This is a genomic window from Brevundimonas sp. NPDC046655, from assembly GCF_044901625.1.
GTDB lineage: Bacteria > Pseudomonadota > Alphaproteobacteria > Caulobacterales > Caulobacteraceae > Brevundimonas.
Window position 1 is genome coordinate 397,787 of record NZ_JBJDPV010000001.1, and the last position, 25,389, is coordinate 423,175.

The window sequence follows — 25,389 nt, forward strand, 5'->3', positions numbered from 1 at the left end:
AGGCGCCGTCTTGGGGCGTCAGCGGCGGCGGCCGCCACGCATCATGCTGTCCAAGGCGATCGGGCCGGGACCAGCGAAGAACAGGTAGAGGAAGACGAAGCAATAAAGCGCGGCCAACTCGCCCCCGTTGTTGATCGGATAGGGGCTCTGCGGCGCGTGCACCATCCAGTAGGCCACGGCGGTGAAGCCGGACAGGATGAAGGCGGTCGGGCGGCTGAACAGACCCAGCACGATCAGGACGCCGCCGACCAGCTCTATCGGGCCGGACCAGCCGGCGAGGCTGGACAGGCTGGACACGTCGAACGCTCCGCCGTTTCCTCCGGGCGGAAAGCCCAGGATCTTCTGCGCGCCATGCTGAAGCAGCAGCGAACCGGCGACGATCCTCAGAACGCTCTGAAAACGCGGGGCCCAACCCGAAATGGACGCTGCACTCGCCATATGTCTTTCCTCCCGATGGCGCACGACCGCCGGTTCCGCAAACCGGATCGACGCAAGGCGCAAAGGCGGAGGTTAGGCGAAGTCGTGGGCTCTGCAAGCCGTCCCGATCAGCCGGCCTTCAACGCATCCTCGACAAGCTTCTGGATGGCGACATAGTCGGTCTTGCCTGTGCCCAGGACCGGAATGACGTCCAGCTTGATGATCTTCTTCGGCACCGCCAGTTCAGGCGCGCCGTTCTCGCGCGCCCACTCCGAAAGGCGCGCGGATTCGGCGCCGGCATGGTCGGTGACCAGGATCAAACGCTCACCCTTCTTGCTGTCGGGTACGGAAACCGCCGCGTGGCGATGCTCGGGCCAGACGGCGCCAGCCATATCCTCGACCGCGAGCAGGGAGACCATTTCGCCGCCGACCTTGGCGAAGCGCTTCACCCGGCCGAGGATGGTGATGTAGCCCTCGGCGTCGATGTCGACGATATCGCCGGTGTCGTGCCAACCGTCCGCCAGAGGTTCGATGCCTTCGGGGTCGCTCGGCGAGATATAGCCCGCCATGACGTTCGGCCCACGCAAGTATAGACGGCCACCGCCCTCGATCCCCTCGACCTTGTCCAGGCGGTATTCCATGCCCGGCATGATTTGACCGACCGTGCCGGGGCGGTTGCGGTCGGGATGATTCACGGCGACCACGGGAGCGGCTTCGGTCGCGCCATAGCCTTCCAGCAGGGTCAGGCCGCCGAATTTGGCGTTGAAGGCGGCGCGGGTTTCCTCGCGCACCTTCTCGGCGCCGGCCACGGCGAACTTCAACGTGGCGAAGTCGCCTGGCTCGGCCACGCGGGCGTACTGGTTCAGGAAGGTGTCGGTCGCGAAAAGGATCGAGGCCTTCACCTGGGGCAGCAGGTCGGTGATCTGCTTGGCGTGCAGGGGGGAGGGGTATTCGAACGCCTTCATCCCCTGCAGCAGCGGCAGGATGACCCCGCCGGTCAGGCCGAAGCAGTGGAAGGTCGGCAGCGGGTTGAACATGACCCATTCCGGCTTCAGGTCGATGTGGGCCGCGACCTGACGGGCGTTGGCGACCAGATTGCGCTGGCTCAGCACCACGCCCTTGGGTGCGCCAAAGCTGCCCGAGGTGAACAGGACAACGCCCGGCGAATCCGGGTCGGTCTTCACGCGGAAACGGCGTGGGGCCATGCCTGCGCTCAGGCCATACAGCTTGTCGGCCAGACCGATGGTCTTGCGCACGTCGTCCAGCCAGATGATCTCGGCGACCTCGCCGAGCGTCTCCATCAGGTCGTCCAGCTTGGCCTGGGTGACGAAGCGCTTGGCCGACAGGATCTTGCTGACACCCGCGGTCTTCAGCGCCGCCTTCAGATTGGCCTCGCCCGAGGTGAAGTTCAGCATGACCGGCACGCGGCCGAAGGCGTGCAGACCAAAGAAGGTGACGACCACGCCTGCGCTGGACGGCAGCAGGACGCCGACGCGCTCGCCCGGCTTCGTCATGGCCGCGATCTTGCGACCCAGCACGAAGGCGGCGCGGATCAGGCCGGTGTAGGTCAGGGGGTGACGATCCTGATCTTCCAGGATCTCCTTGTCGCCATAGCGGGCGCGCGCATCGATCAGCGCGTCGAACAGGGATTCATCATAGACCTTGGGGTCCAGGGCTGCCCGCAGCAAGCACGTCCTCCTTCGGAGAGCTCTCGGCGGCCCTCTCGGTTACAAGAGGCCGGAACCTAGTGACGTAAGGTCGCCTTGAAAAGATGCGTAACGTCGCGTGAAGCAGTCCGATCACCGACTGAAACCGTCTGTGGCTTGCCATCGGCGGTCGGAAAGCCGACATACCGCCCTTCTGCACAGGAGCCAGACCGCCGGCTATGGTCACGCTGATCGATACCCTGACGAAGAAGCCTTCCGAGCTGCGTCACCCGGAGAAACAGAACCGCCCGGAATCGGCGGTGCTGAAGAAGCCTGACTGGCTGCGGGTCAAGGCGCCCGGTTCGGGCCAGTACAACGCGACCAAGGACATCGTCCGCTCCAAGGGGCTGGTGACGGTCTGCGAAGAGGCGGCCTGCCCGAATATCGGCGAGTGCTGGAGCCAGAAGCACGCCACGCTCATGATCATGGGCGACACCTGCACGCGGGCCTGCGCCTTCTGCAACGTCAAGACGGGCCTGCCGCAGCCGCTGGACCCGGAAGAGCCCGCCAAGGTCGGTCTGGCCGTCCAGCAGATGGGCCTGAATCACGTGGTCATCACCTCGGTGGACCGCGACGATGTGGCCGACGGCGGCGCCGCCCACTTCGCCGAAGTGGTGCGCCAGATCCGTTTGCAGGCGCCCAACACCACCATCGAGATCCTGACGCCCGACTTCCTGCGCAAGGACGGCGCGGCCGAGGTCATGATCGACGCCACGCCCGACGTCTTCAATCACAACCTCGAGACGGTTCCGCGCCTCTATCTGAAGATCCGCCCCGGCGCCCGCTACTTCCATTCCCTGCGCCTGCTGCAGATGGTCAAGGAGCGCGATCCGAACCAGTTCACCAAGTCCGGCATCATGGTCGGTCTGGGCGAGACCAAGGAAGAGGTCATGCAGGTGATGGACGACATGCGCTCCGCCGGCGTCGACTTCATCACCATCGGCCAGTACCTGCAGCCGACGCGCAAGCACGCCCCGATCGACCGCTTCGTTACGCCTGAAGAGTTCAAGGCCTATGAGGCCATCGCCCGCGCCAAGGGCTTCCTGATGGTGTCGTCGTCGCCGCTGACGCGTTCGTCGCACCACGCCGGGGACGACTTCGCCCGCCTGAAGGCCGCGCGTCAGGCGCAGGCAGGCCGTTCGGCGCGTTAAGCCCTGAATGGCGATCCATCGCGTTACCCGCATTCTTCCCTATGCGCCCGAAGATCTGGCCAACCTGGTCGCGGGTGTTGAGGCCTACCCGGAGTTCGTGCCGTGGATCACCTCCATGCGCGTCTGGAACAAGCGAGACGAGGCGCCCGGCGTCCGTCTGCTGGACGCCGAGGCTGGCGTGGGGTTCGCTTTCCTGAGCGAGCGGTTCTCGACCTGGGTCCGGCATGACATCCACGCGCCCAAGGTAGAGGTCGGCCTGATCCGCGGGCCGTTCAAACACCTTAAGAACCGCTGGGAGTTTCACCCGCACCCCGAGGGGACGCGGCTGGAGTTCTTCATCGACTTCGCCTTCAAGTCGCGCATGCTGGACATGATGCTGCAGGCGAACTTCGACCGGGCGGTCGACAAGCTGATCCAGTGTTTCGAGGGCCGCGCCAAGGCCCTGTACGGCAAGAGGTAGAACCATGGCCGCGCCTTTCGACTTCGATGCGACGGTCGTGGGCGCGGGGGCTGTGGGGCTGGCCTGCGGGCGGGCGCTGGCGAAGCGCGGCCTGTCGGTGCTTGTGCTCGAAAAAGAGCCGCACATTGGTCAGGGCGTGTCCTCGCGCAACTCCGAGGTCATTCACGGCGGGCTCTACTATCCGACCGGCTCGCTGAAGGCGAAGTTTTGCGTCGGGGGACGGCGCGCCCTCTATGACTTCCTGGCCAGCCACAAGATCGACCACTGGAAATGCGGCAAGCTGGTCGTGGCGACGGAGGAGGCTGAGGTCGCGCGTATCGAGGCCATCTTCCAGCAGGCGACAACCAATGGCGTCGAGGGGCTGGAGCACCTGACCGGCGCCCAGGCGCGGGCGCTGGAGCCGGAGTTGAACGCTCACGCCGCCATCCTGTCGCCTGAGAGCGGCGTCTTCGCCAGTCACGACTACATGCTGGCCTTGCAGGGCGAGATCGAGGACACGGGCGGATCGGTCGTGGTCTCCACGCCGTTTGAACGGGCCGAACCACTGCCGGACGGCGGTTTCCGCGTTACTGCGGGCGGAGACGGGGGAGCTGTGTTGACCACCCGTCTGCTGGTTACGGCGCCGGGCCTGTCGGCCCAGAGCGTGGCCGCCGCCATCGACGGCTATCCGGAAGCCGACATTCCGGCGCGCCATCTGGGCAAGGGCGTCTATTTCCGCCTGACGGGGCCGGCGCCCTTCAATCGCCTGATCTATCCGCCGCCGATCCACGGGGCGCTGGGCACCCATTATCGCAAGGATATTGGCGGGCAGGGGGTGTTCGGCCCGGACCTGACCTACGTGGAGGCCGAGGACTATTCCGTCGATCCGGCCAAGGCTGAGGCGTTCGCGCTCTACATCCGACGCTTCTGGCCGGGCGTGACGGTCGAGCGCCTGACACCCGACTACGCCGGCATCCGGCCCAAGATCCACGGGCCGGGCGAGCCGCAGCCCGACTTCCAACTGGATGGGCGAGAGCATCACGGCATCGACGGCCTGATGGCTCTGTTCGGCATCGAGAGCCCCGGTCTGACCAGTTCGCTGGCGATTGGCGAGGCCGTGGCCGTGGCCCTGACCAAGGCCTGACCCCAAGACTGCGTGGCTAGTCGAAGGCTGACAGCGGGATCGACGCCAGGCTGAACGGCAGGACCGGATCGCCTGATGCCCGACGGTTCAACTGACTATTGGCGACGATCAGGCGGTCACCTCGAACGGCGACAGTCGCCGGCCAGGCCAGTTCTGCGGGCTTGATCCGTTTCACCTCGCTGGCGGCGCTCAGGTCCGGCGACAGGTCCAGAGCCACGACTTCGCCGGCTGACTGACGCACCACGAACAGCCGTTGGCCGACCAGCGCCAGGCCGTCGCCACCATCCAGCGCCGAAGCGCCCGTGTCGATCATCGCCACCTTGCGTGTGTGCGTGTCGATCCGGAACAGCCGCCCCGTCTTCATCAGGACCACGATCAGGTAGCGACCGTCCGGCGTGGCGACGATGCCGTTCAGATTAGGCTCCTCGCCGTATTCCAGAGCCGTGCCTTCGAACGACAGCCAGGGTTCCAGAGCCGCGTCGGCGAGCGAATCACGCGCCACGCGCCACAGCACCGGACGCAGGGTGTCGGTGAAATAGGCGGCTTCCGCTGTCAGGGCGACGTCATTGATCAGCCAGGCGCCTTGCGGTGTGGTGAAGCGCGCCAGCCGCTCGCCAGTGGCGATATCGACGACATGCATCGAACCGGTCCGCGCCCCGGCCACCCACAGGCGGCCCTGTCCGTCAGCTTTGAGGCCTAGCGCCACTGAGACGGGCTTGGCGATTTTCGAATCACCCATGCCGAGCGGATCGCCAATTCGAACGGCGGCGCCGGTGTCGGGATCGATGCGGAAGATCGCGCCCGTGTTGGCGCTGTTGGTGTAGATGGCCCCAGTCGTCGGATCGACCGTGACGCCCTCTGGATAGGCGGCGGCGTCAGGAAGCGGCAGGACCTTCACGCCTGATTGGGCCAGCCCAGCCGTAGGACCCAGCAAGGCGGGAATGGCGAGGCTCGCAGCCAAGGCGGTCACCCAGAGTTTGCGCATGTCGTCCTCCCATGACATCGGTGTCAGGACCTTGCCCCAGGCAGGTTCGGACCGCCACCCTGACTTGCTTGGCTGATTGTCGCGGCACGACTTGAAATCGGGAACGTCTTCATGCATAAGCCCGCCCTCGCGTGGCGGCTCTTATCGGGGGGCCGCTACTGTATGTTTTCGCGTCTTCACGGCGCACCGACTTAGAGATTGAGACGGACATGGCCGTTCCGAAGCGCAAAGTATCCCCCTCGCGTCGCAACATGCGTCGTGCTCACGACGCCCTGGGCGCCAACTCCTATGTGGAAGACAAGGACACCGGCGAACTGCGCCGTCCGCACCACATCGACCTGAAGACCGGCATGTACAAGGGGCGTCAGGTCATGACGCCGAAGGAAGACTAAGGTCTTCATTTCGGCACCGGCTTCGGCCGGACGATAGAATTTAGCGGCGCGCGATGCCATCGCGCGCCGTTTTCGTGCGTTGTACGCGGTGAAGCTGAACCATTGGAGCCTTCCGCATGATCCGCAAAGCCGTCCTCAGTACCGTCGCCCTGCTGGCCCTGGCGGCCTGCAACGCCCCGGAATCCGCCAAGACGCCCGAGGCGAAGACCCCTGAAGCCCCTGCACCAGCAGGCACTGCTGACGCCGCCTCGGCCGCCAACGTGCTGACGCCCCTGGGCTATGGACCGCTGAAGATCGGCATGACCCAGGCCGAGGTGGACGCCGCCGTCGGCCCGCCGCCCGCGAACGCCGCCGAGGCCGCACCGTCGGAATGCCGCTACTATCATCCGCTCCGGGCGCCTGAGGGCCTGCTGGTCATGGTGGAGAATGGGGTTCTCACGCGGCTGACCGCCATGAAGGGCTCAACCGTTAAGACCGAGGACGGCGTCGGCGTCGGCTATGAAGGCGAGCAGTTGAAGGCCCGCTACGGCGCGGCCGCGACCGTGACGCCGCATAAGTATGAGGGCGCACCCTCGGCCTATGTCACCCTCTGGCCAGGCAAGCCTCAGCTACAGGGTGCCTATGTCACCGACCCGACGGCGCGGGGGCTGGTGTACGAGATCGGTCAGGACGGCAAGGTGGCCTTCGTCCACGCGGGCGGCCCCAGCATCCAGAACGTCGAAGACTGCAGCTAGGGCTGAAGTCAGGGAAGGCGCGTCGCCCGGTGGCGATTCGGCGACGGCTGGTCTAAACCGACCGTCACACTTTCCCTCTCCTGACAGAGCGCCTGCCTCATGACCGACATCGCCGACATCGTCGCCCGCCAGATCATCGACAGCCGGGGCAACCCGACGGTCGAAGTCGACGTGACCCTGGAAGACGGCAGCTTCGGCCGCGCCGCCGTGCCGTCGGGCGCCTCGACGGGCGCGCACGAAGCCGTTGAGTTGCGCGACGGCGACATGGATATGTGGGGCGGCAAGGGCGTCCAGAAGGCGGTCGACGCAGTTAACGGTGAGATCTTCGACGCCCTCAGCGGCATGGACGCCGAAGACCAGCGCCGCCTGGACGAGGCCCTGATCGAACTGGACGGCACCGAGAATAAGGCCCGGCTCGGCGCCAACGCCATCCTTGGCGTGTCCCTGGCCGCGGCCAAGGCCAGCGCCATCAGCTCCAACCTGCCGCTGCACCGCTACATCGGCGGCGTCTCGGCCCGCATCCTGCCGACCCCGATGATGAACATCATCAACGGCGGCGCCCACGCTGATAACCCGATCGACATTCAGGAATTCATGATCCTGCCGACCGGAGCCGACAGCTTCTCGGACGCCTTGCGCATGGGAGCTGAGATCTTCCACGCGCTGAAGAAGGCGCTGAAGGACGCGGGCCACAACACCAACGTCGGCGACGAAGGCGGCTTCGCGCCGAACCTGGCCTCGGCCGAAGAGGCCCTGGCCTTCATCACCAAGGCCGGTCAGGCCGCCGGTTACCTGGCGGGCGAGGACTTCCACCTGGGTCTCGACGTCGCCTCGACCGAGTTCTTCAAGAACGGCAAGTACAACCTGACGGGCGAGGGCAAGTCCTTCGACGCCGATGGCATGGTCGGCTACCTGGCCGATCTGGTCGAGCGCTTCCCGATCGTCTCGATCGAGGACGGCTGCGCCGAAGACGACTTTGACGGCTGGAAGCTGCTGACGGACCGTCTGGGCGACCGCGTTCAGCTGGTCGGCGATGACTTGTTCGTGACCAACCCGCGTCGTCTGGCTGCCGGCATCGGCGAAGGCCTGGCCAACTCCATCCTGATCAAGGTCAACCAGATCGGCACCCTGTCCGAGACCCTGGACGCCGTCGATATGGCCCACCGCGCCGGCTACACCTCGGTGATGAGCCACCGCTCGGGTGAAACCGAAGACTCCACCATCGCCGACCTGGCCGTCGCCACCAACTGCGGTCAGATCAAGACCGGCTCGCTGGCCCGTTCGGACCGTACGGCCAAATACAACCAACTGCTGCGCATCGAAGAGATGCTGGGCGACCAGGCCGCCTATTTCGGCGACGGCATGCTGCTCAAGTAAGCCTTCTCAGAAAGAAGCACGCGACGCCGTCTCCGACCTCGGAGGCGGCGTTCGCAATTGCGGCCAAGCTACGGTTCGTTAGGCATTTTCGGTCACCATCAGGAAACTGTGTTCACGCTCAGAAGGAGCGTCCGTCGTGCCTGAGCAGATGAAGCCCTATCTTCCGTCCGTCTTCCTGCTGTTCCTGATCGTCTATCTGGGCGTTCAGGCCCTGACCGGGCAGCGCGGCTTGCTGAGCGGCGGCGAACGCGACGCCCTTCTCGCCAAACGCGAGGCCCAACTGGCCCACCTGACCGAGCAGCGCCGCGATCTGGAAGTTCGCGTGCGTTATTTGCGGACCGAGAGTCTTTCGAAGGATCTGCTGGAAGAGCGGGCGAGGGCGGTGCTCGGCTTTGCCGATCCGCGCGACTACGTAGTTCGCCTGAGTGCGCCTGTCGCGCACAACTCTGACGCGATCCGAGCCTCCTGAACTATTGTTACAGCTTGAGCGGCTCGCTTTGCGTTTCGGGAACGAAGGCTGCTAAAGCCCCTTTCCGTAACGATAAGAGTCCCTGAAAGCAGGGGCGCAGCCGGGAGATGCCGGATGGCGAAAGCCGCCGCTCAGAAATCCTCGTCCAGCGCGGACGACACCAAGATTCCGAACACGCCTCAGGCTTCGAAAGAAGACCTGCTGCGCTTCTATCGCGAGATGGTCCTGATCCGCCGCTTCGAGGAGCGCGCGGGCCAGCTTTACGGCATGGGCCTGATCGGCGGCTTCTGCCACCTCTACATCGGCCAGGAAGCCGTGGCGGTGGGCGTTCAGGAGAGCGTCAAGCAAGGCCACGACAAGATCATCACCGGCTACCGCGACCACGGTCATATGCTGGCTGCGGGCATGGACCCGAACGCCGTCATGGCCGAACTGACCGGTCGTATCGGCGGCTCGTCAAAGGGCAAGGGCGGGTCGATGCACATGTTCGACGTGCCGACCGGCTTCTACGGCGGTCACGGCATCGTCGGCGCCCAGGTGGCGCTGGGCACCGGGCTGGCCTTCGCCGGCAAATACCGCGGCGACGACTCGGTGGCCTTCGTCTACTTCGGTGACGGCGCCTCGAACCAGGGTCAGGTCTACGAAAGCTTCAATATGGCCCAGCTGTGGAAGCTGCCGGCCATCTACATCATCGAGAACAACCAGTACGCCATGGGCACGAGCATCGAGCGCTCGTCGTCCACGACCGAACTGTTCATGCGCGGCGCCAGCTTCGGCATCCCGGGCGAGCAGGTCGACGGCATGGACGTCCTGGCCGTGCGTGACGCTACCGCCCGCGCCGTGGCCCGCGCCCGCGCCGGCGAGGGTCCCTACATCCTGGAAGTGAAGACCTACCGCTATCGGGGCCACTCCATGTCGGACCCGGCCAAGTACCGCACCAAGGAAGAGGTCGACGAGGTCAAGAAGACCCGCGACCCGATCGACCATCTGAAGATGCTGCTCGCCGCCGCCAAGGCGACCGAGGAAGAGCTGAAGGTCATCGACAACGAGGTGAAAGCCATCGTCGCCGAGGCCGTGCAGTTCGCACAGGAAAGCCCTGAGCCGGATCCGTCCGAGCTCTATACTGACGTCTACGTGGAGGCCTGATCCGTGACCGACATTCTGATGCCGGCGCTGTCCCCCACGATGGAAGAGGGCACGCTGACCAAGTGGCACATCAAGGCGGGCGACACCGTGTCGGCCGGCCAGGTGATCGCCGAGATCGAAACCGACAAGGCCACGATGGAAGTCGAAGCCGTCGATGAAGGCGAAGTGCTGGAAATCCTCGTCGCCGAGGGTTCCGAGAACGTGAAGGTCAATACGCCGATCGCGCGTCTGGCCGGCGAAGACAGCGCCCCCGCGCCCGCAGCCAAGGCTGATGCGGCCCCGGTCGCTCAGGCTGCTCCGGCCGCCGCTGCTGTTTCGGCTGCCCCCAAGACGGAACTGCGCGATCCGGAAATCCCGGCCGACGCCAAGCTGGTCAAGACGACCATCCGCGACGCCCTTCGCGACGCCATGGCCGAAGAAATGCGCCGCGACGACCGCGTCTTCCTGATGGGCGAGGAAGTCGCCCAGTACCAGGGCGCCTACAAGGTCAGCCGCGACCTGCTGCAGGAATTCGGCGACCAGCGCGTGATCGACACCCCGATCACCGAGCACGGCTTCGCCGGCCTCGGCGTCGGCGCCGCCATGGCGGGGCTGAAGCCCATCGTCGAGTTCATGACGTGGAACTTCGGCATGCAGGCCATCGACCACGTGATCAACTCGGCCGCCAAGACCCTTTACATGTCGGGCGGTCAGATCCGCGCGGATATCGTCTTCCGCGGTCCCAACGGCGCGGCCAGCCGCGTCGGCGCGCAGCACAGCCAGGACTATTCGGCCTGGTACGCGCAGGTTCCCGGACTGAAGGTCATCGCGCCCTACGATGCGGCTGACGCCAAGGGTCTTCTGAAAGCCGCCATCCGCGATCCGAACCCGGTCGTCTTCCTCGAACACGAGATGATGTACGGCATCGAGTTCGACGTGCCGGAAGTCGAGGACTACGTCGTGCCGATCGGCAAGGCCAAGGTTCGCCGTGAAGGCACGGACGTCACCATCACGGCCCACAGCCGCATGGTCGGCTTCGCCCTGCAGGCCGCCGAAAAGCTGGCCGAGGAAGGCATCTCGGCCGAGGTCGTGGACCTGCGCACCCTGCGTCCGCTGGACCATGAAACCATCGTCGAAAGCGTCAAGAAGACCAACCGCCTGGTCTCGGCCGAAGAGGGCTGGGGTCCGATGGGCGTCGGCGCCGAGGTCGTGGCCCGCGTGATCGAACACGCCTTCGACTACCTGGACGCTCCGCCGCTGCGCGTGCACCAGGAAGACGTGCCGCTGCCTTACGCCGCCAATCTGGAAGCCCTGTCACTGCCGGGCGTGGACAAGATTGTCGCCGCCGTGAAGCAGGTGATGGCGTGAGCGAAGCGTCCGAGTTCATGCTGACGACGCCGGAAAGCGTCGCTGCTGATCCGCAGGCTATCGAAATCCTGCGGATGTGGTGGTCGAACAACGAACCGGTCATGTCCGTGAAGCCCGCCTTCGAGGACCCGATCAAGTTCGGCGAGCTGCTGGCCTATGCTGCTCGCCACATGGCGCACGGTTACGCCGTGCGTCACGGCCACAACGAGCGCGAAGCCTACAATCGCATCCTTCAGGGTCTGTCCCAGGTCGTGAAGGCCGACAATGTGCAGACCGTGGCCGAGCCTGTTGCTGCGCCGAAGGGGAATGCCTGATGACTGACATTCTGATGCCCGCCCTGTCGCCCACGATGGAAGAAGGCGTTCTGGCCAAGTGGCACGTCAAGGTCGGGGACGTCGTCTCCGCCGGCGACGTCATCGCCGAGATCGAGACCGACAAGGCCACGATGGAAGTCGAGGCCGTGGATGAAGGTGAAGTCACCGACATCCTGGTCGCCGAAGGCACCGAAGGCGTGAAGGTCAACACGCCGATCGCCCGTCTGAAGGATGAAGGCGGCGCGGTGGCCCCCAAGGCAGCCGCCAAGGCGGAAGAGGCGCCCAAGGCTGCGGCGGTTGCGGCCGAGGCTCCCAAGGCTGCGTCGCCGGTTGCTCCGGCTCCCGCTGCGCCGAAGTCGGACAGCGGAGAACGCATCTTCGCTTCGCCCCTGGCCCGTCGCATCGCCGCCCAGAACGGCGTCGATCTGAAGTCGATCAAGGGCACCGGTCCGCACGGCCGTATCGTCAAGCGCGACGTTGAAGGCGCACCGAAGGGGGCGGCTCAGCCCGCCGCCTCGACGGCGACCGCCGCCGCGACCTCGGGCATCGCCCCGCGTCAGGCTCCGTCGCTGGCCCAGATGGGCATTCCGGACGGCAGTTACGACCTGATCCCGCTGGACGGCATGAAGAAGGCCGTGGCGCGTCGCATGGTCGACAGCATCCAGAACGTCCCGCATTTCCCGCTGTTCATTGACTGCGAGATCGACCAGCTGATGGCTGTTCGCGCCAAGGTGAACAAGATGCTGGAGCCGCAGGGGATCAAGGTCTCGGTCAATGACTTTGTCATCAAGGCCGCTGCCCTGGCCCTGAAGATGGTGCCGGAGGCGAACGCCTCCTACACCCCTGAAGGCATCGCCATGCACCACAATGCGGACGTCTCGATGGCGGTGGCGATCGACGGCGGTCTGATCACCCCGATCATCAAGAAGGCCGAGACCAAGGGTCTGGCCCAGATCGCGACCGAGTCGAAGGACCTGGCCAAGCGCGCCCGCGAACGCAAGCTGAAGCCTGAAGAGTTTCAGGGCGGCACCTTCTCGGTGTCCAACCTGGGCATGTTCGGCATCAAGCAGTTCACCTCGATCATCAATGAGCCGCAGGGCTGCATCATGAGCGTGGGCGCGGGCGAGCAACGAGCTGTCGTCAAGGACGGTCAAATCGTGCCGGCCACGGTCATGACCGTGACCCTGACCTGCGATCACCGGGTGGTCGACGGCGCGACGGGCGCTCGCTTCCTGCAGGCGTTCAAGCCGCTGATCGAAGATCCCGTGGCGATGCTGGCCTAGGGGGAGGGTGAAGTCATGACCTCGGTTTATGACTTCTCCGCCCGCGCCATCGACGGCACGGATGTGGCGCTGGACCGCTTTCGCGGTCAGGCGCTGCTGATCGTCAACACGGCGTCCAAGTGCGGCTTCACCGGTCAGTATGACGGGCTGGAGAAGCTGCACCGGGACTTCGTCGACGCTCCGTTCCAGGTGCTGGGCTTTCCCTGCAACCAGTTCGGCGGCCAGGAGCCGGGCAGGGCGGCGGAAATCGCCGCCTTCTGCGCCACCAGTTTTGACGTCACCTTCCCCCTGTTCGACAAGGTGGAGGTCAACGGACCGGACCGGCATCCGCTCTATGCCTGGTTGACCCGGCAGAAGCGCGGCTTCCTGGGCTCACAGAACATCAAGTGGAACTTCACCAAGTTCCTGACCGACCGCGAAGGCCGCGTCGTTGCGCGCTATTCGCCTCAGACTGAACCCGCGGCCATCAAGGCCGACATCGAGAAGTTGATCTGATCATGGCTGCTGAATTCGATCTCGTCGTCATCGGTTCGGGCCCCGGCGGTTACGTCGCGGCGATCCGCGCCAGCCAGCTGGGCCTGAAGGTCGCCATCGTGGAGCGCGAGAATCTGGGCGGCATCTGCCTGAACTGGGGCTGCATCCCGACCAAGGCCCTGCTGAAGTCGGGCGAGAAGTTCGAGAGCTTGAGCCACCTGAAGGAATACGGCCTGTCGGCCTCCGGCGCCTCCTTTGACTTCGACGCCATCGTCCAGCGCTCGCGCGAGGTGGCGGCGACGATGAACAAGGGCATCGGCTTCCTGATGAAGAAGAACAAGATCGAGGTGATCGAGGGCTCGGCCACGCTCGAGAAGGGCGCTGCCGCGCCCAAGGTCGTCGTCGCCCTGAAGGCCGGCGGCACGCGCGCTATCGAAGCCAAGACCGTCATGCTGGCCGTCGGCGCCCGCGCCCGCGCTCTGCCGCAGATCGGCCTGGAAGCCGACGGCGACAAGATCTGGGCCTATCGCGACGCCCTGGCCCCCAAGAAGCTGCCCAAGACCTTCGTCGTCATCGGCTCGGGCGCCATCGGCATCGAGTTCGCCAGCTTCTATCGCGCCCTGGGCGCCGAAGTGACCGTGGTGGAAGCGGTCGATCGCATCATGCCGGTCGAGGACGAAGAGGTGTCCAAGGCCGCTCAGAAGTCTTTCGAGAAGCGCGGCATCAAGTTCAAGGTCGGCGCCAAGGTGACCAAGGTCTCCAAGGATTCCAAAGGCGTGAAGGTCGACATCGAAGTGAACGGCAAGGCCGAGACCCTTGAGGCCGAGGTCTGCATCTCGGCGGTCGGCATTACCGCCAACACCGACGGCATCGGCCTGGAGGCGCTGGGCGTCGAACTGGACCGCGGTCACATCAAGACCGACAGCCACTGCCAGACCAACGTCAAGGGCCTGTACGCCATCGGCGACTGCGCCGGTGCGCCCTGGCTGGCGCACAAGGCCAGCCACGAAGGCATCCACGCCGCCGAGCACATCGCTGCCTACAAGACGCCGAACGTCCATTCGCCCATCGCCGGCTGTACCTACGCCCAGCCTCAGGTCGCCTCGGTCGGCGTCACCGAGCAGGGCGCGCGCGCCGAGAAGCGCGAGGTCAAGATCGGCCGCTTCCCGTTCCGGGTGAACGGAAAGGCCGTGGCGGCTGGCGAGATCGACGGCTTCGTCAAGGTGATCTTCGACGCCAAGACCGGCGCCCTGATCGGCGCCCATATGATCGGCCACGAAGTCACGGAGATGATCCAGGGCTACGTCACCGCCATCACCATGGAAGCGACCGAGGAAGACATCCACGGCATCGTCTATCCGCACCCGACCATGTCCGAGGCCATGCACGAGGCGGCCCTCGACGCCTACGGACGCGTGATCCACATCTGATCCGGTTGTTAGAAAATCTGAACTGTGGCTAAGAGGGTCGCCCTCTTCTCCACGGTTCGGAAGTTTCATGATCGTCGCCTCGGACGTCCTCGGCCTGATCGGCAACACGCCCCTGGTGCGGCTCAAGCGCGCGTCGGAGCTGACCGGTTGCGATATCCTCGGCAAGGCCGAGTTCATGAATGTCGGCGGGTCGATCAAGGACCGTGCGGCACTCAGCATCATCAGAAAGGCGCGGGCGTCCGGCGCCTTGAAGCCTGGCGGCGTCATCGTCGAGGGCACGGCGGGCAATACCGGCGTGGGTCTGGCCCTGGTCGGGGCGGCGCTGGGCCATCCGGTCGTCATCGTCATGCCGCGCAGCCAGACGGAGGAGAAGAAGCGGGCGGTTCGTCTGCACGGCGCCCGCTTGATTGAAGTCGATCCCGCCCCCTTCGCCAGTCCTAATCACTTCGTGCACTTCTCCCGTCGTCTGGCCGAGGAACTGAACGAGAGCGAGCCGAACGGCGCCTTCTACGCCGATCAGTTCGACAATCCGTCCAACCGCGAGGCTCATTACGAGAGCACTGCGCCAGAGATCTGGAAGCAGACGGATGGGAACATCGATGGCTTTATCTGCGCCGTTGGTTCGGGCGGGACGCTGGCGGGGTGCGCCGCCTACCTGCGCGAACAGAAGTCCGAGATCGCCATCGGTCTGGCCGACGTGCCGGGCGCCGCTCTGTATAGCTGGTTCACCGAGGGCGTGCTGAAGGGTGAAGGCAGTTCGATCACCGAAGGCATCGGCGTCAACCGTATCACCGGCAATCTGGAAGGACTGGTGGTCGATCATCCTTACCGGATCGAGGACGCCGAGTTTTTGCCCATCCTGTTTGATCTGGTTCAGCACGAGGGCCTGTCGCTGGGGCCCTCCAGCGGGGTCAACATCGCCGGGGCTATCCGCATGGCGCGCGACCTGGGGCCGGGCAAGACCATCGTCACCGTGCTGTGCGACTCCGGTCAGCGCTATGCCAGCAAGGTCTATGACGCGGCCTTCCTGACCGCGCGCGGCCTGCCGACGCCAGAGTGGCTGAACCGATGAGTCGCAAGAAGGAGCAGGCAGTCGAGAGCCGCATTCCGCCGCTCAACGCGCTGAAGGCGTTCGAGGCCGCCGCGCGTCGCCTGAACATCACCCGCGCCGCCGAGGAACTGTCGGTTACGCCCGGCGCCATCAGCCAGCAGATCCGCATTCTGGAGGAACACGCGGGCGCCCCCCTGTTCCATCGCGAGGGGCGCCAGATCGCCCTGACCGAACTGGGGGCCGAGCTCTATCCGCTGCTGCACGACGGTTTCGACTATCTGAAGCGGGCGGGGGACCTGTTGTACCGTCCCAACCGACGCCATGCCTTGGCGATCAGCGTGCCGCCCTCCTTCGCCGCCAAGTGGCTGGCCCCTCGCATCGCGCGCTTCTCCGCCGCCCATCCTGAAGTCGAGGTCTGGATGTCGGCGGACATGCGGCTGGCCGACGTCGGCGGCGGACGCGTGGACGTGGCGGTGCGCTATGGTCGGGGCGACTACACTGGCGTTCGGTCGGAGCGCCTCCTGTCGGCCGATGTGACCCCCGTGTGCAGCCCGGCTTTGCTAAGCGGCGCGCATCCGCTGAAACGCCCGGCTGATCTGGCCCATCACACCCTGATCCATCTGCGTCCCGGTGAACTGGAAGAACCGCGTCCCGATTGGCCGACCTGGGTGGCGTCGCGCAAGTTGTCCCAGGTCGACGCCTCGGCCGGTCCGCGCTTCGATCAGACTGCGCTGGCGATCGAGGCGGCGGCCCATGGTCAGGGCGTGGCCCTGGCGCCCTACGCCTTTGTCGCCGATGACCTCGCCTCGGGTCGTCTGGCCGCACCTTTCGCCGACGGCGCCCTGTCGACGGCGCTGGCCTATCATGTGCTGACGCGCCGCAGCGGCGTGTCCGAACCGGCCCGGGCCTTTGTGCGCTGGCTGAAAGACGAGACGCGGACTGCGGAACATCAGGTCGACGACCTCTAGTCTCTAATGGAAATCGCGCGATCCAGGCAGGATGCGGACGTCGCGTGGGTGGCGATGGGGCGGGTGGCGCGGCAGCTGGGGGTGGGCGACGATGTCGGCGCGGGCCAACTGGATGTCGGTATCATGATCCTCTGACAAGCGGGCCAGTTCGGCTGTGCGGTCGATGACGCGGCGCGCGACGACGTGGACGACGCCTTCGGGGCTCTTCTCGACCACGCCTTCGACCTGCATCAGCCGGGCGCTCATGACCTCGCGCCGGAACTGCTCCAGCATCCGCGCCCACAGGACGATGTTGGTGATGCCGGTTTCGTCTTCAAGGGTGACGAAGACTGCGTTGCCCTTGCCCGGCCGCTGACGCACCAGCACCACGCCGGCGACCTGCACGACCGAGCCGCCACGCTTGGCCTCGGTCGCGGCGCAGGTCAGGATCCGGTCGGCGGCGAAGACGGGACGCAGGATGGCCATGGGGTGGGCCTTCAAAGACAGGCGCGCGGTCTGGTAGTCGGCGGCGACGTGTTCGCCCAAGGTCATCAGAGGCAGATGGGCGTTGGGCTCCGCGCCCAGTTCGCGGGCGCCGCGTTCGCGCGCCTCGGCGGCGGCGAACAGGGGCAGGGGATCGTCGTCGGGCAGACGCCGCACTGCCCACAGGGCCTCGCGCCGGTCCTGTCCCAGTGAGCGGAAGGCGTCGGCGTCGGCCAGCTTGCGCATGGCGGCGGCGGGCAACTCGGCGCGGCGGGCCAGGGTCTCGATGTCGGCGAAGGGCGCCTCGGTCCGCGCCGCCGACAGGGCCCTGGCCCAATCCTCCCTGAAGCCGTCGATCTGGCGCAGACCCAGACGCAGGACGGGGACGTCTGCGGGGCCTTCAAGGCTGTTGTCCCAGTCGCTGTGCGAGACGTCGATGGGGCGTACCTGGACCCCGCCGACCTCCTGCGCCTCGCGCACGATCTGGGCGGGGGCGTAGAAGCCCATGGGCTGGCTGTTCAACAGGGCGCAGGCGAAGGCCGCCGGGTGGCGGTGCTTGATCCACGAAGAGACATAGACCAGCCGGGCGAAACTGGCGGCGTGGCTCTCGGGAAAGCCGTAGGAGCCGAAGCCCTTGATCTGCTCGAAGCAGCGCCGCGCGAAATCAGGGTCGTAACCGCGCGCGATCATCCGCCCGACCATGCGGTCTTCATAGGTGTGCAGGGTCCCGTCGCCGCGAAACGTGCCCATGGCCTTGCGCAGGCCGTTGGCCTCGGCGTCCGTGAAGCGGGCGGCGACCATGGCGACCTTCATGGCCTGTTCCTGGAACAGGGGGACGCCCAGGGTCCGGTGGAGCACCTGCTTCAACTCGTCCGGCGGACCATAGAGGCGGCCGGGCGGAGGATAGAGAACTTCCTCTTCCCCGTTGCGGCGGCGCAAATAGGGATGGACCATGTCCCCCTGGATCGGACCGGGACGCACGATGGCGACCTGGATCACCAGATCATAGAACTCTCGCGGCCTCAGCCGCGGCAGCATGTTGATCTGGGCGCGGCTTTCGACCTGGAAGACGCCGATGGACTGGCCGCGACACAGCATGTCGTAGACCTCGGGTTCCTCCGGCGGGACGGAGGCGAGGTCGTGCTCGACGCACGAATGGGCCTTCATCAGGTCGAACGCCTTACGGATGCAGGTCAGCATGCCCAGGGCCAGGACATCGACCTTCATCAGGCCCAGGGCGTCGATGTCGTCCTTGTCCCATTCGATGAAGGTGCGCTCCGCCATGGCGGCGTTGCCGATGGGCACAGTCTCGTCCAGCCGCGCCTGTGTCAGGACGAAGCCGCCGACGTGCTGGGACAGGTGGCGCGGAAAGCCGAGCAGGCGCGTCGCCATGCGCACGGCGCGCTCGACCATGGGATTGGCGGCGTTCAGACCCGCCTGCTCGATATGGCGGTCGCCGATTTCCGAGCCCCAGCTGCCCCACTGGGTCGAGGCCAGGCGCGCGGTGACGTCCTCGGTCAGGCCCAGGACCTTGCCGACCTCGCGGATGGCGCTCTTGGGACGATAGCGGATGACGGTGGCGGCGATGCCGGCGCGATGACGACCATAACGGTCATAGACGTACTGGATGATCTCCTCGCGCCGCTCGTGCTCGAAATCGACGTCGATGTCGGGCGGCTCGTCGCGGTTGGAGGATAGAAAGCGCTCGAACAACAGGTCGTGGCAGGCGGGATCGACGCTGGTGATCCCCAGGACGTAGCAGACCGCCGAGTTGGCGGCCGAGCCCCGTCCCTGACACAGGATGCCCTTGTCTTCGGCCGTGCGGACGATGTCGTGGATGGTCAGGAAATAGGGGGCCAGGCTGCGCTCGGCGATGAAGGCCAGCTCTTTCTCAAGCAGGGCCGTGACCTTGTGCGGCGCGCCGTCAGGATAGCGGACCAGGGTGCGGCGTCGCACCAGCTCTTCCAGCCAGCTTTGGGGCTCCCATCCTGGCGGCACGGGCTCCTCGGGGTATTCATACTTGAGGTCGCCCAGATCGAATGTGGCCCGTGACAGGAAGGCGGTCGTTTCGTTCACCGCCTCGGGCGCGTCTTTGAACAGACGGGCCATTTCGTCCGCGGGCTTCAGCCAGCGTTCGGCGTTGGCCTCCAGCCGACGGCCGGCGGTCTCGATGGTCGCGCGTTCGCGGATGCAGGTCAGGACATCCTGCAGGTCGCGGTCTTCAGGGCCGGCGTAGAGGACGTCGTTGAGCGCCAGCAGCGGAACGCAGGCCCGCTCCGCCATGGCCTTGAAGCGGGCCAGCCGGCGCCGGTCGTCGCCGCGCCTGTGCAGGGCGGCGCCCAGCCAGACGGCGCCCGGCGCCGCCTCGGTCATGCGGGCCAGCACCTCTTCCAGCCCCGTCAGCCGGTCCGGCGGGACGAGGATCAGCAGCAGGTCCTCAGGATCGGCCAGCAGGTCGCGCAGGCCGATCTTGCATTCGCCCTTCCTGGCCCGGCGATTGCCCAGGGTCAGCAGACGCGTTAGCCGCCCCCAGCCCGCCCGCGTCTCCGGATAGGCGATGACGTCGGGCGTTCCGTCGTTGAAGATCAGTCGCGCCCCGGTCAGAAGGCGGAAGTCCGCTGCACGGCGCTTCACCTCTTCGGATAGGGCCGGATCGTTCAGCGGGTCCTCGATGAAGGCGATCTCGCCGGGACTGCCGCCCTCGCGCACCCTGTCCGGCGGGGCCAGACCATCGACGCGAATTTCCTTCAGCGCGCTCCAGGCTCGCACCACGCCCGCCACCGTGTTGCGGTCGGCCAGCCCCAGCCCGGCATGGCCGCGCAGGATCGCCGTCAGCACCAGGTCCTTGGGATGCGAGGCCCCGCGCAGGAAGGAGAAGTTGCTGGCCGCTGCCAGCTCGGCGTAGTCGCCGCAAGGGTGGGGCGTCCTCATGCGAACAGGCCGTGGATGAACCAGCGCGGTTCGGGCGTCTCGCCATAGAGGCCCTGGCGGAACAGCCAGAAGCGACGGCCGTCCTGATCCTCGACGCGGTAGTAGTCGCGGGTGCGCTGGCCCGGAGCGCGCCACCATTCGCCGCCGATCCGTTCGGGACCTTCGGCGCGCGTCACCTCATGCAGGACGCGGCGCCAGCGGAACTTCAGGGGATAGCCGTCGGGCACCTCGGCCAGGGTCTCGACCGGCTGGGGCGGGTCGAACATCTGCAGGGGACGCAAGGGCGGATCGTCGGGATCGAGGTCGAGCCAGGTCTCGTCGCCATGACGGTCGGCGGCCGGCACCAGCCGCGCGGCGCGTTCGGGCATGTGCGAGGCGTAGGGCTCGAAGCGCAGCACGGCCTCCGGCCCCAGACGTGCGGTCAGCCGATCGACCAGGCGGCTGAAGGCCTCCTCGCCGGGCGTCTCGCGGTCCAGTCCCTGCTGGGTCGGCGCCAAAGCCTGGGTCCAGGGCACGGACATCCGCATCTGATCGAAGCCGAATCCGGGGTCCAGCGGGGCGGCCAGAGCCGCCATCCGCTCGCGGAACAGCCGCAGGGTCGCAGGGGCGTCGCGGGTCGGACGGCCGGTGCGGGCGACGATCCGGCGCGTCTCACCGTCCACCCGGTAGAAGCCGGCCTCGAAGGCGCGGCCGCCCAGACCGGTCTGATCCAGCCTGTCCATGGTCTCGGCCAGCAGGTCGGACAGAACTCGTTCGATGTCCTCGGGCGCCGAGATCGGCTCGAGGAAGACGCGGTCGACGATCACGGGCGCGGGCGGGCGATGCGGGGTGATGCGCATGTCCTCGTCGCCCAGAACCCGCGCCAACCGGGCGGGAAAGTCGGCGCCGAAACGGGCGGCCAGGGGCGCGCGGGGCCGGTCGTCCAGATCGCCCAGCCGCTTCAGGCCGGCGCGGCGCAGGGCCTGTTCTTCCTTTTCTGGCAACTCCAGGGCGGCGACGGGCAGGCGGCGTGCAGCGGCCCGGTCCTCGCCTTCAACGAAAATTCCACCGTGACCGAAGCGCGCCAGCGCCCGCGCGATCTGCGGCGTACCAGCCAAGGCGCTACGGACCTGCAAGCCGATCCGTCCCGCTCGTATCAGCACCGTCTGCATCAGCCCCGCCTCGCCGCCGAACAGGTGGGCGCAGCCGGTCACGTCCAGCATCAGACCGTGCGGCGCATCCTCGGCGATCATGGGGGTGAAGCGGCCGAAATCCTCGAGCACCCGTACCAACAAGGCGGCGTCGGCGTCGGGGCGATGGGCGAGCGAGCGCAGGGCGGGGGTGCGCGCCCGCGCATCGGCCAGGGTCAGACCGGGCGTCAGTCCCGCCCGCGCCGCCGCCGGATCGACGGCGGCCAGCCGCAGCGCGCCCTTGACCTTCTCGGCCAGAACGACGGGCGGCGCTTCAGGCGGCGCGTCTTCCTGGCGCCGCAGTCTGTCGCTGGGCAACCAGGGGAACCAGACCGCCAGATAGCGGCGCCGGTGCGCGGAATGTTCGCTGTTCACGATCCCACTCCATGATCCAGGTTCCAATCGCCCCGCCGCCGCGTCGCCGCAGCAGGGTCGCAGTAAAAGACGGCCGCCCCGGCGCTCCGCCCTCCAGAGGTTCGGAGGCGCAGGACGCCACCGACCAGCGGGTCTCGGCCGCGCTGGGGCAGGGGACGGCCCCCGCCCGCGCCAGAAACAGCGTCGCGCCGCCCGTCTCGGCCGCCAGCGCCAGTCGCCGGCTGGCCGTCAGGCTGAAGGCCTTGGCCTCGCCCCAGGCGCTCAACAGCACGGCGCCCACGGCGGGACTGCGCAGGGCTTCTTCGCCGACGGCCAGCAGGGTCTGCACGTCGCGCGTCCGCACCAGCAACAGGTCGCGCGGCGACAAGCCCATCTCATGCAGGCCCGATCCGTGCGGCCGCCCCGCTTCCTGCGCCATCATTTCATGCAGAGCCCAGACGATTGGCCGCCCCGCCGCCGCTCGCAGCGCCATCCCCAGCCCAAAGGCGTTGACCGCTACGGCGTCGGCGGGCGCGGCGGCGTAAAGGTCGTGCATGACCCCGGCAGCCAGTGGTGCAAAGGCGTCGTCAGGGACGCAAGGGGGCGCCGCCACGCGACGGCCACCGGTCCGGTTCAGCGTCTCCAGTCGGGCTTTCAGCGCCGTCAGCGTATCCGATTGCGAACACATGTTCTTCATTTGTTCTATATGCGCCCGCCCCCCCGGGGGGTGTCAAGCGGAGCCGCCGAACTCTCGTTCACGGATGCGACAACAGCGCGATTGTCGGCGACGGGGGACGTGTTAGAAAGCCTGATGGGTTTCAACTCGATCAGGCGAGGAATACTGGCGACGCTGATGGCGTCGTTCATCACCCTGTTCGTGTTTGTTCCCGCCGTTGACGCCATGAGCTGCGGGACTGAAGGAGAGCCGTCCGAAGCTGTTCTGGTGGTCGATGACCACAGCAACGAGCCGCACCCCGCCGACGACGCGAACCATGCGGCCTGTTCCCACGGACATTGCCATCATGGGGGCGTCTCGACGCCGGCGCGCCAGGACGTCTCGTTCGACGTTGCGCCGGGACGCGGAGTCTTGCTGACGGGGCTCGCCCATCAGCTGATTTCGCACCCGCCCGCCGGTCCAGAGCGCCCACCCAGAACCTGACGTGATCGCGCGCCTTCGCGCGCCCTTCACGTCAATTCTCTGGGAAACAGGACATGCCATCCCTCTATCGTCGTCTGCCGCGCATCGCGGCGGGCTGCGCCATGGTCGCCTTGGCGACCGCAACGACCGGCCCTGCCTGGGCCGATCCCGCGCCCGCGTTTGAAATCCTGCTGCAGCAGGTCGGCGCCTCGCCCACAGCCATGGAAGCGGGCGCTCTTCAAGAAGCCGCCGAGGCCCGGGTCAGACAGGCCCGCGTTCGCCCCAACCCCACGCTGGCGCTGGACGTCGAGAACGCGTTTGGCAACGGGCCTTTCAAAGGCTTAGGCAATTCGGAAACGACGCTTGGCGTCACTCAGGACCTCGAACTCTGGGGGCGACGCGGCGCACGCGTCGATGTGGCCCGCGCCGAAGCCGGAACGCTTGCGCTGCGCCGTGACCTCGCTGTGGTCGACGCCGCCGGTCGTCTGGCCCTGGTCTATGCCGAGGCCGAGGCCGCAGAGCGTCGTTTTCAACTGGCCGAGGAGGCGTTGAGCGTCACCCTGGCCGACGCCCGCGCGGCTTTGACCCTGGTCGAAGAGGGGCGCGAGCCCATGGTTCGCGCCCTTCAGGGCGAGAGCGAAGCCGCCACCGCCCGCGCGAGCCTGGACGAAGCCCTGGCTGAACGCGACGCCGCTTTCGCAAGGCTGACGGCGGTCGCCATGCTGCCGACGCCCGTGACTTCGATCAAGGCCAGCCTGATTGATCAGGTCCCCTCAGCTGCTATGTCTGGGGACGCAGCCACGCTCGTCGTCCGTGTGGCCGAGGCCGAGCGCGAGACGGCGGAGCGACAGATCGCGGTCGAGCGTATCCGCGCCCGTCCCGACGTCAGCGCCTCGGTCGGATTGCGTCGCTATGAGGCCGAGGACGCCACGGCCCTGACCCTGGGGCTCAGCCTGCCGCTGCCGTTGTTCGACCGGAACCGAGGCAATATCGACGCCGCCCAGGCCGAGTTGCGGGCCGCCGACGCCCGCCTGCTGAGCGCGCGTCAGGACGCTCAGGCGGATCGAAACGCCGCCAAGGCGCGGCTGAGCGCCTCGGCCAGCCGGGTGTCAGCCACCGACGCCGGTGTGACCGCTGCACAGGAAGCCTACCGCCTGTCGCGCATCGGCTTTGACGCCGGCCGCATCTCGCAACTGGAGCTGCGCGTCTCGCGCGCCGCCCTGATCTCTGCCCGCAACGCCGCCGTCGACGCCCGCCTGGCCCGGGTCCGGGCGGAAATCGACCTGGCGCGCCTGCAAGGCCGCGCCCCGTTTGGAGCTGTTCAATGAAACGCACCGCTGGACTGAACAAGACCTGGCTGACGGCCGGAGCCGCCGCCGTCACCCTTCTGGGCGGCGCGGGCTTCTATGTGCTCAACGGCCAACCGAAAGCCGCGCCAGAGGCGACTGAAACCAACCGCGCCGATGAGGAAGTTTCCGAAGGCGCAGGCGAGGGTGTGGTCGAACTGTCGCCCGCCCAGATCGAAGCCGTCGGCATCTCGGTTGTCGCGGTCGGCGGCGGCGGCGGCGGCGAGGTCCGCCTGTCCGGCCGCGTCGAGCCGATGGTGGATGCTCGCGCCGCGGTGGCCGCCGCCGTTGCGGGACGCGTTGAACGGGTGCTGGTCGCGCCGGGGCAGTCGGTTCGCGTCGGTCAGGTTCTGGCGATCCTGGTCAGTGGCGACGCCGCCGCCTTGAAAGCGGACGCCGACGCCGCACAGGCCACGGCGATCGCCGCCCAGCAGGCGCACCGCCGCGAAGAGGACCTGGCCAATCAGGGCGTGGTCGCGCGACGTGACGCCGAGGTCGCCCATGCTCAGGCCCTGGGCGCCGAGGCCGCCGCCCGCGCCGCGCGCGCGCGGTCGTCCGCAGCCGGATCGCCCGACGCCATGGGACGTCTGAGCGTCGTCAGCCCGATTGCGGGGGTCGTCACGAACGTTCTGGTCGGCCCCGGAGGCTTCGCTGCTCAAGGCGGCGTGGTCGCCGAGATCACCAATCCGGCGCGCGTCGAAATGGTGTTCAGCGCGCCGCCCGCCGTGGCGTCTCATGTCCGCACCGGCAGCAGGATCCGCGTCACGACGCCTTCAGGCGACGTGGATAGCGTCGTGACCGGTGTGGCCACCGGCGGCGGTCTGGAAAGCGGCGCGGCCGTCATTCGAGCCCGACCGACGGTCGACGCCCTGCCGCCCGCAGGCTCGGCGGTCACGGGCGCGGTGGCGACGGGCGAAGCGGTCGGGGGCGTCACCGTGCCGTCCGACGCCGTGCAGACCGTCGAGGGCGCAAGCGTGGTCTTCGTGCGCACCGAGACCGGCTTCCGCGCCGCGCCCGTTCTGGTCGGACGACAGGCGTCCGGACGCACCGAGATCGTGCGGGGCCTGACCGGGGGCGAGCGCATCGCCGGCGCCAACGCCTTCCTGCTGAAAGCCGAGCTCGCCAAGGGCGAAGCCGAGCACGGCCACTAGGGGGCGACGGA

At 67.1% G+C, this 25,389-nt stretch carries 24 protein-coding genes; 18 read left to right on the forward strand and 6 right to left on the reverse strand.

Translation table 11 applies throughout. The features are described 5' to 3' along the window. Positions 1–18: 18 nt before the first annotated feature. Together ACI2KI_RS01935 and ACI2KI_RS01940 are read right to left on the reverse strand one after the other, a co-directional pair. Positions 19–438 carry a DoxX family protein gene (locus tag ACI2KI_RS01935; RefSeq protein ID WP_404617265.1) on the reverse strand — a complete coding sequence of 140 codons (420 nt, stop codon included), beginning with the start codon at positions 436–438 and terminating at the stop codon, positions 19–21. Positions 439–545: 107 nt separating this feature from the next. Beyond that, the gene (locus ACI2KI_RS01940) at positions 546–2,102 is read right to left on the reverse strand and encodes an AMP-binding protein (RefSeq protein WP_404618909.1); all 1,557 of its coding nucleotides are present in this window, start codon (positions 2,100–2,102) and stop codon (positions 546–548) included. Between the two features lie 200 nt (positions 2,103–2,302). Here ACI2KI_RS01940 and lipA point away from each other — a divergent pair, with 200 nt between their 5' ends. From lipA to ACI2KI_RS01955, 3 genes are read left to right on the forward strand one after another with little or no spacing between them, the layout of a single operon-like run. After that, positions 2,303–3,274, forward strand: a complete 972-nt coding sequence (lipA, locus tag ACI2KI_RS01945) for a lipoyl synthase (RefSeq protein ID WP_331034198.1) — start codon at positions 2,303–2,305, stop codon at positions 3,272–3,274. Between the two features lie 7 nt (positions 3,275–3,281). Next, positions 3,282–3,734, forward strand: a complete 453-nt coding sequence (locus ACI2KI_RS01950; RefSeq protein ID WP_404617268.1) for a type II toxin-antitoxin system RatA family toxin — start codon at positions 3,282–3,284, stop codon at positions 3,732–3,734. Between the two features lie 4 nt (positions 3,735–3,738). After that, complete coding sequence (locus ACI2KI_RS01955) at positions 3,739–4,857, forward strand: NAD(P)/FAD-dependent oxidoreductase (protein WP_404617270.1); 1,119 nt, start codon at positions 3,739–3,741, stop codon at positions 4,855–4,857. A 16-nt stretch (positions 4,858–4,873) separates the two neighbouring features. On the opposite strand, the gene ACI2KI_RS01960 is transcribed toward ACI2KI_RS01955, so the two are convergent. Beyond that, positions 4,874–5,842 (reverse strand): hypothetical protein, encoded by a 969-nt coding sequence (locus tag ACI2KI_RS01960; protein WP_404617272.1) that lies wholly within the window; start codon positions 5,840–5,842, stop codon positions 4,874–4,876. A 209-nt stretch (positions 5,843–6,051) separates the two neighbouring features. Between ACI2KI_RS01960 and rpmF the strand changes: the two genes are divergently transcribed. From rpmF to gcvA, 12 genes are all read left to right on the forward strand, one after another. Beyond that, positions 6,052–6,234: a 50S ribosomal protein L32 gene (gene rpmF / locus ACI2KI_RS01965; protein WP_292082756.1), complete on the forward strand. Its 183-nt coding sequence runs from the start codon at positions 6,052–6,054 to the stop codon at positions 6,232–6,234. A 116-nt stretch (positions 6,235–6,350) separates the two neighbouring features. After that, positions 6,351–6,968 carry a hypothetical protein gene (locus tag ACI2KI_RS01970; RefSeq protein WP_404617274.1) on the forward strand — a complete coding sequence of 206 codons (618 nt, stop codon included), beginning with the start codon at positions 6,351–6,353 and terminating at the stop codon, positions 6,966–6,968. A 99-nt stretch (positions 6,969–7,067) separates the two neighbouring features. Beyond that, positions 7,068–8,345 carry a phosphopyruvate hydratase gene (gene eno / locus ACI2KI_RS01975; RefSeq protein WP_404617276.1) on the forward strand — a complete coding sequence of 426 codons (1,278 nt, stop codon included), beginning with the start codon at positions 7,068–7,070 and terminating at the stop codon, positions 8,343–8,345. 148 nt (positions 8,346–8,493) lie between these two features. Further along, positions 8,494–8,814 (forward strand): septum formation initiator family protein, encoded by a 321-nt coding sequence (locus ACI2KI_RS01980; protein ID WP_331034204.1) that lies wholly within the window; start codon positions 8,494–8,496, stop codon positions 8,812–8,814. Positions 8,815–8,928: 114 nt separating this feature from the next. Further along, on the forward strand, positions 8,929–9,960 hold the full coding sequence (pdhA, locus tag ACI2KI_RS01985; RefSeq protein WP_404617278.1) for a pyruvate dehydrogenase (acetyl-transferring) E1 component subunit alpha: 1,032 nt from the start codon (positions 8,929–8,931) through the stop codon (positions 9,958–9,960). Between the two features lie 3 nt (positions 9,961–9,963). Next, on the forward strand, positions 9,964–11,307 hold the full coding sequence (locus tag ACI2KI_RS01990) for a pyruvate dehydrogenase complex E1 component subunit beta (protein ID WP_404617280.1): 1,344 nt from the start codon (positions 9,964–9,966) through the stop codon (positions 11,305–11,307). Next, on the forward strand, positions 11,304–11,621 hold the full coding sequence (locus ACI2KI_RS01995) for a DUF5076 domain-containing protein (protein ID WP_312062809.1): 318 nt from the start codon (positions 11,304–11,306) through the stop codon (positions 11,619–11,621). The genes ACI2KI_RS01990 and ACI2KI_RS01995 overlap by 4 nt, the downstream gene beginning before the upstream one ends. Then, positions 11,621–12,904 carry a pyruvate dehydrogenase complex dihydrolipoamide acetyltransferase gene (locus ACI2KI_RS02000; RefSeq protein WP_404617281.1) on the forward strand — a complete coding sequence of 428 codons (1,284 nt, stop codon included), beginning with the start codon at positions 11,621–11,623 and terminating at the stop codon, positions 12,902–12,904. Before ACI2KI_RS01995 ends, ACI2KI_RS02000 begins: the two co-directional genes overlap by 1 nt. Before the next feature lie 15 nt (positions 12,905–12,919). Continuing rightward, positions 12,920–13,399, forward strand: a complete 480-nt coding sequence (locus tag ACI2KI_RS02005) for a glutathione peroxidase (RefSeq protein ID WP_404617282.1) — start codon at positions 12,920–12,922, stop codon at positions 13,397–13,399. A 2-nt stretch (positions 13,400–13,401) separates the two neighbouring features. After that, complete coding sequence (gene lpdA, locus ACI2KI_RS02010) at positions 13,402–14,808, forward strand: dihydrolipoyl dehydrogenase (RefSeq protein ID WP_404617283.1); 1,407 nt, start codon at positions 13,402–13,404, stop codon at positions 14,806–14,808. 67 nt (positions 14,809–14,875) lie between these two features. Beyond that, positions 14,876–15,880 carry a cysteine synthase A gene (locus ACI2KI_RS02015; RefSeq protein ID WP_404617285.1) on the forward strand — a complete coding sequence of 335 codons (1,005 nt, stop codon included), beginning with the start codon at positions 14,876–14,878 and terminating at the stop codon, positions 15,878–15,880. Continuing rightward, a complete protein-coding gene (gene gcvA, locus ACI2KI_RS02020; protein WP_404617287.1) occupies positions 15,877–16,827 on the forward strand; it encodes a transcriptional regulator GcvA in 951 nt (316 codons plus the stop codon). The genes ACI2KI_RS02015 and gcvA overlap by 4 nt, the downstream gene beginning before the upstream one ends. A gap of 3 nt (positions 16,828–16,830) precedes the next feature. Here gcvA and ACI2KI_RS02025 read toward each other — a convergent pair whose 3' ends face one another. Genes ACI2KI_RS02025 through ACI2KI_RS02035 form a run of 3 tightly spaced genes read right to left on the reverse strand, consistent with a single transcriptional unit; the run spans position 16,831 to position 22,431 of the window. After that, the gene (locus tag ACI2KI_RS02025; protein ID WP_404617289.1) at positions 16,831–20,220 is read right to left on the reverse strand and encodes an error-prone DNA polymerase; all 3,390 of its coding nucleotides are present in this window, start codon (positions 20,218–20,220) and stop codon (positions 16,831–16,833) included. Continuing rightward, positions 20,217–21,764, reverse strand: a complete 1,548-nt coding sequence (locus ACI2KI_RS02030) for a Y-family DNA polymerase (RefSeq protein ID WP_404617291.1) — start codon at positions 21,762–21,764, stop codon at positions 20,217–20,219. The genes ACI2KI_RS02025 and ACI2KI_RS02030 overlap by 4 nt, the downstream gene beginning before the upstream one ends. After that, the gene (locus ACI2KI_RS02035) at positions 21,664–22,431 is read right to left on the reverse strand and encodes an ImuA family protein (protein WP_404617293.1); all 768 of its coding nucleotides are present in this window, start codon (positions 22,429–22,431) and stop codon (positions 21,664–21,666) included. The genes ACI2KI_RS02030 and ACI2KI_RS02035 overlap by 101 nt, the downstream gene beginning before the upstream one ends. A 123-nt stretch (positions 22,432–22,554) precedes the next feature. On the opposite strand from ACI2KI_RS02035, the gene ACI2KI_RS02040 reads away from it, so the two are divergent. From ACI2KI_RS02040 to ACI2KI_RS02050, 3 genes are read left to right on the forward strand one after another with little or no spacing between them, the layout of a single operon-like run. Continuing rightward, on the forward strand, positions 22,555–22,902 hold the full coding sequence (locus tag ACI2KI_RS02040) for a hypothetical protein (RefSeq protein WP_404617295.1): 348 nt from the start codon (positions 22,555–22,557) through the stop codon (positions 22,900–22,902). A gap of 53 nt (positions 22,903–22,955) precedes the next feature. Continuing rightward, positions 22,956–24,209: a TolC family protein gene (locus ACI2KI_RS02045; protein ID WP_404617297.1), complete on the forward strand. Its 1,254-nt coding sequence runs from the start codon at positions 22,956–22,958 to the stop codon at positions 24,207–24,209. Continuing rightward, on the forward strand, positions 24,206–25,378 hold the full coding sequence (locus tag ACI2KI_RS02050) for an efflux RND transporter periplasmic adaptor subunit (RefSeq protein WP_404617299.1): 1,173 nt from the start codon (positions 24,206–24,208) through the stop codon (positions 25,376–25,378). Before ACI2KI_RS02045 ends, ACI2KI_RS02050 begins: the two co-directional genes overlap by 4 nt. Positions 25,379–25,389: the final 11 nt, after the last annotated feature.